Source organism: Roseicyclus sp. (assembly GCF_052168335.1).
GTDB lineage: Bacteria > Pseudomonadota > Alphaproteobacteria > Rhodobacterales > Rhodobacteraceae > Roseibacterium.
In genome coordinates this window covers 1-11583 of the sequence record NZ_JBQLZP010000302.1, presented here as the reverse complement: position 1 = coordinate 11583, position 11583 = coordinate 1, and the positions used below count along the sequence as shown (strand labels likewise).

General features: G+C 69.0%; 12 protein-coding genes and 1 pseudogene. 9 read left to right on the top strand and 4 right to left on the bottom strand.

What is annotated here, in order from left to right:
- On the top strand, positions 1-214 hold a 214-nt coding region (locus ACTS11_RS09410), incomplete at its 5' end, for an aldehyde dehydrogenase family protein (RefSeq protein ID WP_442640063.1).
- On the opposite strand, the gene ACTS11_RS09405 is transcribed toward ACTS11_RS09410, so the two are convergent.
- Positions 198-620 (bottom strand): YkgJ family cysteine cluster protein, encoded by a 423-nt coding sequence (locus ACTS11_RS09405; RefSeq protein ID WP_442640062.1) that lies wholly within the window; start codon positions 618-620, stop codon positions 198-200. The two genes, ACTS11_RS09410 and ACTS11_RS09405, sit on opposite strands and share 17 nt — an antisense overlap.
- 167 nt (positions 621-787) lie before the next feature.
- Entirely contained in the window at positions 788-1453 is a 666-nt protein-coding gene (locus ACTS11_RS09400) for a VPLPA-CTERM sorting domain-containing protein (protein WP_442640061.1), read from the bottom strand.
- Positions 1454-1776: 323 nt separating this feature from the next.
- Here ACTS11_RS09400 and ACTS11_RS09395 point away from each other — a divergent pair, with 323 nt between their 5' ends.
- The 8 genes from ACTS11_RS09395 (at position 1777) to ACTS11_RS09360 (ending at position 8810) form a co-directional block, all read left to right on the top strand.
- A complete protein-coding gene (locus ACTS11_RS09395) occupies positions 1777-2904 on the top strand; it encodes a carboxylate-amine ligase (protein ID WP_442640060.1) in 1128 nt (375 codons plus the stop codon).
- Between the two features lie 84 nt (positions 2905-2988).
- On the top strand, positions 2989-4131 hold the full coding sequence (locus ACTS11_RS09390) for an acyl-CoA dehydrogenase family protein (RefSeq protein WP_442640059.1): 1143 nt from the start codon (positions 2989-2991) through the stop codon (positions 4129-4131).
- 59 nt (positions 4132-4190) lie between these two features.
- Positions 4191-5225, top strand: coding sequence for an enoyl-CoA hydratase/isomerase family protein (locus ACTS11_RS09385; RefSeq protein ID WP_442640058.1), 1035 nt, complete (start codon positions 4191-4193; stop codon positions 5223-5225).
- Between the two features lie 16 nt (positions 5226-5241).
- Positions 5242-6117 (top strand): 3-hydroxyisobutyrate dehydrogenase, encoded by an 876-nt coding sequence (mmsB, locus tag ACTS11_RS09380; RefSeq protein ID WP_442640057.1) that lies wholly within the window; start codon positions 5242-5244, stop codon positions 6115-6117.
- Between the two features lie 384 nt (positions 6118-6501).
- Entirely contained in the window at positions 6502-6909 is a 408-nt protein-coding gene (locus ACTS11_RS09375; protein ID WP_442640056.1) for a DUF2852 domain-containing protein, read from the top strand.
- 157 nt (positions 6910-7066) lie between these two features.
- Positions 7067-7519 carry an RDD family protein gene (locus ACTS11_RS09370; protein WP_442640055.1) on the top strand — a complete coding sequence of 151 codons (453 nt, stop codon included), beginning with the start codon at positions 7067-7069 and terminating at the stop codon, positions 7517-7519.
- A 93-nt stretch (positions 7520-7612) separates the two neighbouring features.
- Complete coding sequence (locus tag ACTS11_RS09365) at positions 7613-8431, top strand: arginyltransferase (RefSeq protein WP_442640054.1); 819 nt, start codon at positions 7613-7615, stop codon at positions 8429-8431.
- Positions 8432-8447: 16 nt separating this feature from the next.
- Complete coding sequence (locus ACTS11_RS09360; RefSeq protein ID WP_442640053.1) at positions 8448-8810, top strand: VOC family protein; 363 nt, start codon at positions 8448-8450, stop codon at positions 8808-8810.
- Between the two features lie 62 nt (positions 8811-8872).
- On the opposite strand, the gene ACTS11_RS09355 is transcribed toward ACTS11_RS09360, so the two are convergent.
- On the bottom strand, positions 8873-11218 hold the full coding sequence (locus ACTS11_RS09355) for a TRAP transporter large permease (RefSeq protein WP_442640052.1): 2346 nt from the start codon (positions 11216-11218) through the stop codon (positions 8873-8875).
- Between the two features lie 72 nt (positions 11219-11290).
- Positions 11291-11583, bottom strand: a pseudogene (locus ACTS11_RS09350) (TRAP transporter small permease subunit); the annotation flags it as partial.

Here is an 11583-nt window from a genome sequence, read left to right as displayed (position 1 = left end):
GCGGGTCAACATCGGCATGGTCGGCATCAACGTGCCGATCCCGGTGCCGCTGGCCTACCACACCTTCGGCGGCTGGAAGAAGTCGGGCTTCGGCGACCTGAACCAGCACGGGCCGGACGCCTTCCGCTTCTACACGCGCACCAAGACGATCACTGCCCGCTGGCCCTCGGGCATCAAGGAGGGCGCGGCCTTCAACTTCAAGCCGATGGACTGAGCGGCTCCTCGGGCGGGGTCAGCACCGCCCCCGGCAACACCACCGGCGCCGGTCCCGGCAGGGGCGGCGCCGATTCCGTTTGCGCCCTGGCGAAGTCCCGCAGCGCTTCCGCCAGATGGCCCCGGTGGGCGCGCGCCTTGAGACACTCGAAGCTGCCGGCGCGGAAGGCGCGGCAGGCCTCGGGTCGGTCCTCGTAGATGGCGCAGAGCGTGCGGCCCCCGGCCGTCACGGTCAGTTGCGCGCAATGCCCGCAGGCCATCGTCATGTAGCGGCGGCCCTCGATCTCGGTCGTGGCCGAGGCCGGGATCGCGCGGCCGCGATCCTCCGGCAGGAGGGCGACATAGCGGTCGTGACCGCCGAAGCAGCAGGCCCCGCAGGCCGTGCAGTCGAATGTGGGGGAGGACACCGAGGCACCCGAAACGCCGCGCCGGCGGGAGGCCCGATGCCGTCCCGCGTTGCGCCGCAGCGGGAAGTAGACCGCGGCGGCCGCCCCTGCAAGACGGCGGAGGCCCGTCCGCGCAACGAAATCGGGCGCCCGCAGGCGCCCGATTCCCTTGGCGAATGCCGGTCCGGTCAGGCGGCGACGGCAGCGGCTGCGGCGCGACGCTTGCGCATCACCGCGAGGCCGCCGAGGCCCGCCAGCAGCAGGAGACCCGTGGCCGGCAGCGGCACCGGGGCCAGGTCGACCGTCAGGCCCTGCAGCTTCCATCCGGAGTGCGAGTTCCGCGTTCCGACCAGGAAGTGGGTGCCGAGCGCGAGGCTGTCCACGAGCGCCGTCTGCACGAAGCCCGCGTTCGACAGTTGGCCGCTGTCCTCGAAGGTGAAGTCGGCGAAGCTGCCGCTGTAGACGCGCCAGTCGTCGCGGTGGTCGGCATAGGAGAACGTCAGCGACGTGAGGCGGACCTCCTCGCTGAAGTTCAGCATCAGGTATTCGTCGTAGTGCCCGTCCACGAGATGCGAGTCGTGGTGCCACTGATTGCGCAGCAGGCCGATCCCGTTGCTCCACGCGGTGGCGTCCGACGTGGCCGAGGTCGAGCCGATGCCGTGCCGGAACACGCGCCCCGTGATGTGCACGCGCAGACCGTCGCTGATGGCGCGGACGGCGGTGCCGCTGTTCGACGTCACGTCGCTGCCCGGGCCAGTCCCCAGGTTGAAGCTGACGGATGCAGCGCTGGCCGCACCGGCGGACAGGGCCAGCATGCCGGCGGCGATAAGCAATTTGAGTCCGGAAAACTTCATTTTCGTTCCCTCTTTAATCCTTTCCATGGAAAGTCCGTCTTCGTGTTTTATTAACTATCTGACGGCCGCCACATTGTCGCCAGGATTTTGACCGATTTTCGACTGTTCTGCCTTCAGGAACAGATACATGGCAGATATTGCGGAATTGGCGGACAATCCTGCTCACAGCGGTTGATTGAAGCTGGAACGCCATCAATTCCGGCCTCTTGAACACGTATTCTTCACCCGCCAGAGCATAATTGCGCCGGTCCGACGGCGCATTCCGCCTTGGCATCGCCCCTCGTTCCGCGCCATCCTCGGCCCGAACCGCCCGGGAAGACTGCGTGACCGACCGCCCCTACACACTCGGCATCGAGGAGGAATACCTCCTCGTCGACCGCGAGACCGGCGCCCTGGCCGAGACGCCGGACGGCCTGATGGAGGCCTGCGCGGCCGAACTCGAGGGGCAGGTCAGCCCCGAGTTCCTGCAATGCCAGATCGAGATCGGCACGCGGGTCTGCGCCGACATTCCCGCCGCGCGCGAGGACCTGCGCCGCCTGCGCGCCACCGTCTCGGACTGCGCGGCGCGCTACGGGCTCGCCCCCGTCGCCGTGTCCTGCCACCCCTCCGCCGACTGGAAGGAGCAGCACCAAACGGACCGCGACCGCTACAACCAGCTCGCCCGCGATCTCGGCGGCGTGGCGCAGCGGATGCTGATCTGCGGGATGCATGTCCATGTCGGCCTGCCCGACGACGAGCAGCGCATCGACCTGATGAACCAGCTCAGCTACTTCCTGCCGCATCTGCTGGCGCTCTCGGCCTCCTCGCCCTTCTGGCAGGGGCAGGATACCGGCCTCGCCTCCTACCGGCTGACCGTGTTCGACAACCTGCCGCGCACGGGCCTGCCGCCGCGCTTCGCCTCGTGGAAGGAATACGAGCGCACCACCGGCACGCTGATCGACCTCGGCCTGATCGAGGACACGACCAAGATTTGGTGGGACCTGCGCCCCTCGCACCGCTTCCCCACGCTCGAGACGCGAATCTGCGATGTCTGCCCCCGGATGGAGGACGCGCTGACGCTGGCGGCGACGGTGCAGTGCCTCGTGCGCCATCTCGCGCGGCTCCGGCAGTCGAACCTGCGCTGGCGCATCTACGACCGCTTCCTCGTGAACGAGAACCGCTGGCGCGCGCAGCGCTACGGCGTGTCGGAGGGGCTGATCGACTTCGGGCGGCAGAAGATCGTGCCGGTGGCCGGGCTCGCGGCCGAGATGGTGGAGATCCTCGCCGAGGACGCCGAGGCGCTCGGCTGCGCGGCGGAGCTGGAGCGGCTGGCCGAGATCCCGGCGCGCGGCACCTCCTCCGACCGGCAGCGGGCCGTGCAGGCGGCGGCCCTGGCGGCGGGGGCGAGCGGGGCGGAGGCCATGCGCGCCGTCGTGCAGCACCTGATCGAGGAATTCCACGCCGATCTCTGACCGCGCGACCGGCTTGCAAAACGCCTCCGACACCCGCTAATTAAACGAGCGTTCAGTTCCACCGGCAGGCAGGGAGGCAGGCCCATGGATTTCGCCCTCAGCGAGGAACAGGAGGCCATCCTCGACATGGCCCGCGCCTTCGGCGAGGCGGAGATCGCGCCCCACGCGCGCACGTGGGAGGCGGAGGGCACGATCCCCAAGGCGCTCTGGCCGAAACTGGCCGAGCTCGGCTTCGGCGGGCTCTACGTGAGCGAGGAGAACGGCGGCGCGGGTCTCTCGCGGCTCGACGCGACGCTGGTCTTCGAGGCGCTCTCGCGTTCCTGCGCCTCGGTGGCGGCGTTCCTCTCGATCCACAACATGTGCGCCAAGATGCTGGACACCTTCGCCTCGGACGAGCTGCGCGAACGGTTCCTGCCCCGCGCCCTGAGGATGGAGATCTTCTTCTCCTACTGCCTGACGGAGCCCGGCTCGGGCTCGGACGCGGCGGCGCTGAAGACGCGGGCGGCGCGCACCAACGAGGGCTACACGCTCGACGGGACCAAGGCCTTCATCTCGGGGGGCGGCTATTCGGACGCCTACATCGTCATGGCGCGCACGGGCGAGGACGGGCCGAGGGGCATCTCGGCCATCGTCGTCGAGGACGGCACGCCGGGCCTGTCCTTCGGGGGGCTCGAGGACAAGATGGGATGGCGCTCGCAGCCGACGCGCCAGGTGCAGTTCGACGCCTGCGCGGTGCCTGCGGGCAACCTCCTCGGCGAGGAGGGGCACGGCTTCCGCTACGCGATGATGGGGCTCGACGGCGGGCGGCTCAACATCGCGGCCTGCTCGCTCGGGGCGGCGCAGGCGGCGCTCGACGCGACGCTCCTCTACATGGGCGAGCGGAAGGCCTTCGGGAAGACGATCGACCAGTTCCAGGCGCTGCAGTTCCGCCTCGCCGACATGGAGATCGAGCTCGAGGCCGCGCGCACGCTCCTGCGCCAGGCGGCCTGGAAGCTCGACACCGGCGCGCCCGACGCCACCAAGGCCTGCGCCATGGCCAAGAAGTTCGTGACCGAGGCGGGCAGCCGGGTGGCGGACCAGTGCCTGCAACTCCACGGCGGCTACGGCTATCTGGCGGATTACGGGATCGAGAAGATCGTGCGCGACCTGCGGGTTCACCAGATCCTCGAGGGCACCAACGAGATCATGCGGATGATCGTCGCGCGCCAGATGCTGGCCGCGCGCTGAGGGGCGGGCGTCGCGGTTTTCTTGCGTATTTGAAGAAAGATGAAGGAGCGGGATCGCGCATGAGCGGGGACATCCATATCCGGACGGAGGGGCGCGCGGGGCGGATCACGCTGAACCGGCCGCAGGCCCTGAACGCGCTGACCTGGGACATGTGCCGCGCCATCGAGGGCGCGCTCGACGCCTGGGCGGGGGACGAGGCGGTGGCGCTGCTCGTGATGGACGCCGAGGGGGAGAAGGCCTTCTGCGCGGGCGGCGACATCCAGGAGATGTATGCCACGGGCAAGGCGGGCGACTACGACTACGGGCGGCGCTTCTGGGCGGACGAGTACCGGATGAACGCCAGGATGTTCAACTTCCCCAAGCCCGTGGCGAGTTTTCTCCAGGGTTTCACCATGGGGGGCGGTGTCGGGGTGGGCTGCCACGGCTCGCACCGGGTGGTGGGCGAGAGCGCGCGGATCGCCATGCCCGAATGCGGCATCGGCCTCGTGCCGGACGTGGGCGGCTCGCTGATCCTGGCCCGCGCGCCGGGGCGGCTCGGGGAGTATCTCGGCGTCACGGGGGCGCGGATGGGGCCGGGCTGCGCGATCCACGCGGGCTTCGCGGACTATTTCGTGCCCGAGGGGGCCTGGCCGGCGCTGAAGGCCGAACTCTGCGAGACCGGCGACTGGGAGGCGGTCGACCGCGCCGCCCTGCCCGCTCCGGACAGCCCGCTGGCCGTCGAGCGGCCGGAGATCGACCGCCTCTTCTCGGGCGAGACGCTGCGCGACATCCTGAACCTGCTGCGGCGCTCCGAGAGCCCGGTCGCCGCGCGCGCGCTCGAGGCGATGGCGAAGAACAGCCCGCTCTCGATGGCCGCTACGGTCGAGCTGATCCACCGCACGCGGGGGCGCGACACGATCGAGGGGGCGCTCGAGCTGGAATACCGCTTCACGTCGCGGGCGATGGAGAAGGGCGACTTCCTCGAGGGGATCCGGGCCGCGATCATCGACAGGGACCGGGCGCCGCGCTGGCGGCACGAGGCGATGGACGGCGCCGGGGCGATGGAGGTGGCGGGCATGCTCCTGCCGCTCGGCGCGGACACGCTGAAACTCTAGGCGAAGGGAGAGCGCCATGAAGATCGGATTCATCGGGCTGGGCAACATGGGCGCGCCGATGGCGGCGAACCTCGCGAAGGCCGGGCACGCGGTCACGGGCTTCGACGTGACGGGCGTGACGGTCCCGGGCGTGGCGCAGGCCGCGCGCGGGCCGGAGGCGGCCGAGGGCGCGGATGTCGTCGTCACGATGCTGCCCAACGGCGCCATCCTGCGGGCCGTGGCGGCCGAGGTGCTGCCGGCGATGCGCCCCGGCGCTGTGCTGCTGGATTGTTCCACCGTCGACGTGGCCTCGGCCCGCGCCGTGGCGGCCGAGGCGGAGGCCGCGGGCATCGGCCTTCTCGACGCGCCGGTCTCGGGCGGGGTCGGCGGGGCCGAGGCGGGCACGCTGACCTTCATGGTGGGCGGCAGCGAGGAAGCCTTCGCGACGGCCGCGCCCCTCTTCGAGGTGATGGGGCGCAAGGCCGTCCATTGCGGGCCCGCGGGCAACGGGCAGGCCGCGAAGATCTGCAACAACATGATCCTCGGCGTGACCATGATCGCCACCTGCGAGGCCTTCGCGCTGGCCGACAAGCTGGGGCTCGACCGGCAGGCGATGTTCGACGTGGTCTCGACCTCCTCGGGGCAGAGCTGGTCGCTGACGACCTACTGCCCCGCCCCCGGCATCGGGCCGAAGAGCCCGTCGGACAACGGCTATCGCCCCGGCTTCGCGGCCGATCTCATGCTGAAGGACCTGCGCCTTTCCCAGGAGGCGGCGGAGGCGGCGGACGCCGACACGCCGATGGGGCAGCTCGCCGCGTCGCTCTACGAGGCCTTCGTCGAGCGGGAGGACGGGCGCGGCCGGGACTTCTCGGCCATGCTGCCGCGGTTCGAGGCGCGCGGGCGGAGCGGCTGAGACCCGCCGACGGGACTTGACGTTGCGTCCACATGTGGCACACTGCCACTCGACACTCCAAGATATGTCCGCATCTACGCCCGGCGCGCGGCGAACTAGACGGCTAGGTGCACCTCGTGCCGAAGCGCCGGGCAGCGGAAAGACCGATACCTCGTCTCGTCTTGGCATGGTCTTGGCATTGTCCCGCCCCGCCGCTCGTGCGGGGCTTTTTTTCGGCGTGGCGTGGCATTGGGTGTCCACGGACGCCCTGTCGGGCGGCCCTGCCGAAAAGATGTGAAAAAGATTCACTTCCCTCTTGCGCGGGCCTGAAAGCTCTCCATATTCGTTAATGTGATTAACATTAACATGAGCCGCAGCGTCCCGCGGCGACAGAAAGGAGACCTCATGTCCACGACCTCCACCCCGATGATCCAGGAGGCCCAGGGCTGGTTCGGCCGCGCCGAAGCCTGGCTCGACGCCCGTGGCAAGGGCGCCTGGATCGCCGCCATGGTGCTCGGCTTCATCCTGTTCTGGCCGATCGGCCTCGCCCTCCTCGCCTACATGATCTGGAGCAAACGCATGTTCAACGGAAGCTGCGGCAAGAGCCGCCACATGTCCCGCCATTCCTTCCGGTCTTCGGGCAACAGCGCCTTCGACGCCTACAAGGCCGACACGCTGCGCCGCCTCGAGGAGGAGCAGGAGGCCTTCGAGAGCTTCCTCCAGCGCCTGCGGGACGCCAAGGACAAGTCCGAGTTCGACCAGTTCATGGACGAGCGGAACCGCAAGTCCGGCACCGAGCAGGCCGGCGCCTGAGCGACGACGTCCCTCCGCCCCTGACGGCGGGGGGCACGACACCCCGCGGCGCACCCCTCGCCGCGGCCCCGGTCGCGGCCGCCCGGCCCCTCTCCCCCCTTCAAGTCCGGGCAGGCCGCGACCACATGAAATATTCCGGAATGCGCGAGACCGAGACATGACACACGCCATGACCCATGCCGCTGGACTGCCCGACCCCGAATACGATCACGCCTTCTACGATGGCGTGCCGGCCAAGCGCCTCTTCGCCTGGGTCGTGGACGTCCTGATCATCGCGACGATCTCGCTGGTGCTGGGGCTCCTGACGCTGACGGTGCTGCTCTGGGTCTGGCCGATTCTCTACATGGTGGTGGCCTTCCTCTACCGCTCGGCGACGATCGCCTCGGGGTCGGCGACGCTGGGGATGCGGCTGATGAACATCGAATTGCGCAACGGGCTCGGCCGCCGCTTCTCGGGCGGCGAGGCGATGGTGCATACCTTCTGCTACCTGGCGTTGTCCGCTTCGGTGATCCTTCAACTCGTGTCGATCGGCCTGATCGCCGCCTCGCGGCGCCACCAGGGCCTGCACGATCACATCCTCGGGACGGCGGCCATCAACCGCCCCAGATAACCAGGACGGAAAAAACGTGTTGCGGCCCGGGTGCGGGCTGAGGCAGGCTCTGCTGCGACGACGACACACGGACGACGCCTTCGGACGACCTTCATGCGCCACACGCTGCCAATCGCGCCACAATTCTACGTGACGGCCCCGCAGGGCTGCCCCTACCTCACGGGGCGGCGCGAGCGGAAGCTGTTCACCGCCCTCCAGGGCGAGCAGGCGGAGAAGCTGAACAACGCGCTCTCCAAGCAGGGTTTCCGCCGCTCGCAGAACGTCCTCTACCGCCCCTCCTGCACGGAATGCGCGGCCTGTCTCTCGGCGCGCATCCGGGTCGCCGACTTCGCGCCCCGCCGCAGCCAGAAGCGCGTGCTGAAGCGCAACGCGCGCCTCGTGCGCTCGGCCCGCTCGGCCTGGGCCACGGAGGAGCAATACGCCCTCTTCCGCCGCTACCTCGACGCGCGCCACGCCGACGGCGGCATGGCGGACATGGACGTCTTCGAATTCGCAGCGATGATCGAGGAAACGCCCGTCAAGACGCGGCTGGTCGAGTATCGCGACCGGTCCCGCGACGACGCGCTGACCGCCGTCTGCCTGACCGACATCCTCGATGACGGGCTGAGCCTGGTCTATTCCTTCTTCGATCCCGAGCATGTGAAGAACTCGCTCGGCTCCTACATCATCCTCGACCACGTCGCCCTCGCGCGCGAGGCGGGGCTGCCCTACGTCTACCTCGGCTACTGGGTGCCGGGGTCCGAGAAGATGGGCTACAAGGCGCAGTTCCCCGCGCTCGAGGTCTATGTCGAGGGCGCGTGGAAGCCGATCGGCAAGCCGTCCGACTACTCCAACCAGACGCACCCGCTCTCGGTCGATCCGATCGCGCAGCAGGTGGCGCAGATCACGCTCCCCGACCTTCGCGCCGGCTGAGGCCGTGCTCGGCCTCGTGACCTTGCTCGTCCCCGACTACGAGGCGGGCCTCGCCTTCTTCGTGGGCGGGCTCGGCTGGCGCTGCGTGCAGGACGAGGACCAGGGCCGCAAGCGCTGGGTCGTCGTGGCGCCGGAGGCGGGCGGGACGGCGCTGGTGCTGGCGCGGCCCACGACGCAGGCGCAGGAGGCCGCCCTCGGGCGGCAGGCGGGAGACCGCGTGGCCTTCTTCCTCATGACGAGAGACTTCGACCGGGATGCCGCGCGGATCGTGTCGGCGGGGGGCACCTTCCTCGAATCGCCCCGCGACGAGAGCTATGGGCGCGTCGCGCAATGGCGCGATCCCTGGGGCAACCTCTGGGACCTCATCGCGCCCGCCTGAACCGTCTCGCCGGACATGCGAAGGGGGGCCCGAAGCCCCCCTCCCCGTCCGATGTCTTCCCGCTAGCCCAGCAGGTCCGGCAGGATCGTCACGATCCCCGGGAAGAAGTAGAGCAGCACCAGCGCGATCACCTGGATCAGCACGAAGGGGATGACGCCCCGGTAGATGTGCCCGGTCGTGACCTGCGGTGGCGCGACCCCGCGCAGGTAGAACAGCGCGAAGCCGAAGGGCGGCGTCAGGAACGAGGTCTGCAGGTTCACCGCGATCATGATCGTGACCCAGGCCGGATCGAGCGTGCCCCCGTAGATCACCGGGCCCACGATGGGGATGACGATGTAGATGATCTCGAGGAAGTCGAGCACGAAGCCGAGGATGAACAGGATCGCCATGACGACGAAGAACACCACGAACTCGTTGTCGAAACTGCGGAGATACTGCTGGATGTGGTGCTCGCCCCCGAAGGAGATGAGCACCAGGTTCAGGAGCTGCGAGCCGATGAGGATGGTGAAGACCATCGACGTGACCTTCGCCGTCTCGCGCACGACCGGGCTGAGGACCGAGGTGCGGTAGAGCACCCAGCACGAGAACAGCAGCCCGAAGAACGCGAAGTGGTAGGCGATCTGCGCGAGCACGTAGGCGACCCAGTCCTCGAAGGGCACGACCTCGCGCGTGATCCGCAGGTCGAAGTTCACCCCGAGCAGGATCATGATGACGATGGCGAAGCTCGCCCAGATCACGATCTTCGACTTGCCGTTCTCCTCCTTCAGCTTGCGATAGGCCGCGAGCATGATGGCGCCCGCCGCCCCGAGGGCCGCCGCCGGCGTCGGGTTCGTGATGCCGCCGAGGATCGAGCCGAGCACGGCCACGATCAGGATGAGCGGCGGGAACACGACGCGCAGGAGGTCGTTGCGCGCCATCCGCGCGAAGGCTTCCCGCGCCCCGTAGAGCGCGAGGATCGTCGGCACCGCGAGGATCAGGAAGGTCGCCCCGTCCCCCGTGGCGGGCGTCAGGAACACGATGTCGAACAGGAGCGCCAGCACGACACCGGCAGCCCCCACGATGAGCGGCGTGGAATTGGCGCTCGGCGCGACGCCGCGGGCGACGGTGAAGATCAGCGCGAAGAGGATGAAGATCGTCGCGACGCCCGAGCCGATGGGCGCCACGTTCGCGCGCCGCTCCTCGAAGGCCGCCGCGATCTCCTCCTCGGTCATCTCCGCCTGCTCGGTCTCCGCGGCGAGCGCGCCCGAGGCGCGCACCTCCACGGCACGGTCCCAGGCTTCCTGGCCGTGCAGCTCGATCATCGCGGCCTGGCAGCGCTCGGGAACGTTGGTGCGCAGCACGCGCTCCTGCACCGTGCCCGTCTCGAACATGAAGGCCGTCTGGCTGCCGACGAGGCCGCCGCTCCCGGCGAGGCCCACGGCGATCAGGATCGCGGCCGGCACGCCGAGGAACCAGGTCAGGCCCTCGTTGCGGGTGATCGGCTCGGATGTGCTGGCGCCGAACTCGACGGCGGGCGCCTTGGACGGGTTCAGGAGCGCGTAGCCGAAGGCGTAGGCGCCGTAGAGGAACGCCAGGAACAGGCCCGGCAGGAGCGCCGCCTGGAACAGCGTGCCGACCGAGAGAACCGCGGGCTCGCCGAGATAGGTCAGCGCGTCCGAGCACCCGGCGAGCTGCGCGCGCGTCTCCTGCCCGGTGGCGTAGAGGTCGCCCACGAGCGTGCCGAGAAGGACGATCACGATCGACGGCGGGATGATCTGGCCGAGCGTGCCGGAGGCCGCGATGACCCCGGTGGCGAGCTCGGGCGAGTAGTTGTTGCGCAGCATCGTCGGCAGCGCGAGGAGGCCCATCGTCACCACGGTCGCACCGACGATGCCCGTGGAGGCCGCGAGGAAGGCGCCCACGATCACGATCGACACGGCGAGGCCGCCCGGCAGCGGCCCGAAGACGCGCGCCATGGTGGTCAGCAGTTCCTCGGCGATCTTCGAGCGCTCGAGCGTGATGCCCATGAGGACGAACATGAGCACCGCGAGCAGCGTCTCGATGGACTGGCCGGCGATCACGCGCTCGTTCATCCGGTTGACGATGAAGGAGATGTTGCGCTCCATCGCCACTTCCCAGCCGCCGGGGAAGAGCGGCTCCTCGATGCGTGGCAACTCTGGGTATCGGAAGACGGATATCGATTCCCGGATCACGCCTTCGGCCACCAGCGCCGAGTACTCGGCCGAGGCCGTGTCGATGGCCTGGTGGATCAGGAGCCCGGCGGAGTCGAGCGCGGCGATGATCGCGAAGGAGATCACGCCCGCCCCGGCGATGGCGAAGGCCACCGGGAAGCCCGTCATGATCCCCGCGAAAAGCGTCAGGAACACGATGATCAGGCCGATCTCGACCCCATCCAATCCGAACAGCATCGTCCTGTCTTTCCCCTCGTTACGGCGCGTCTCGCGGCGCCGTCAGTCCCCGTTGTCGCCCTTCGGTCCGGTTCAGGTCGAACCCGAGTGGATGGCGTGTTCCAGATCCTCGGCCTCGTCGCCCATGCTGTCGCGGTCGAGGTACTTGTCCGCGCTGCCCTCGCCCTCGGCCCATTCGAGGTAGGACCGCCAGAAGAAGGCGATCGCCTGCAGGAAGACGAGCACGCAGAACAGGACGATCAGCACCTTGAAGAGGAAGTACGCGTTGAACCCGTTCGGGCTGAAGCCGATGGTCTCGACGTTCCAGCGGAAGATCGCGGCCTGCTGGAGCATCCTGTCGAGCTGGCTCGTCGACGTCACCGAGG

Coding starts and splice junctions, on each gene's coding strand:
- ACTS11_RS09370 (WP_442640055.1), top strand. CDS start 7,067: ATGACACACGCCATGACCCATGCCGCTGGACTGCCCGACCCCGAATAC.
- mmsB (WP_442640057.1), top strand. CDS start 5,242: ATGAAGATCGGATTCATCGGGCTGGGCAACATGGGCGCGCCGATGGCG.
- ACTS11_RS09400 (WP_442640061.1), bottom strand. CDS start 1,453: ATGAAGTTTTCCGGACTCAAATTGCTTATCGCCGCCGGCATGCTGGCC.
- ACTS11_RS09365 (WP_442640054.1), top strand. CDS start 7,613: ATGCGCCACACGCTGCCAATCGCGCCACAATTCTACGTGACGGCCCCG.
- ACTS11_RS09355 (WP_442640052.1), bottom strand. CDS start 11,218: ATGCTGTTCGGATTGGATGGGGTCGAGATCGGCCTGATCATCGTGTTC.
- ACTS11_RS09390 (WP_442640059.1), top strand. CDS start 2,989: ATGGATTTCGCCCTCAGCGAGGAACAGGAGGCCATCCTCGACATGGCC.
- ACTS11_RS09385 (WP_442640058.1), top strand. CDS start 4,191: ATGAGCGGGGACATCCATATCCGGACGGAGGGGCGCGCGGGGCGGATC.
- ACTS11_RS09375 (WP_442640056.1), top strand. CDS start 6,502: ATGTCCACGACCTCCACCCCGATGATCCAGGAGGCCCAGGGCTGGTTC.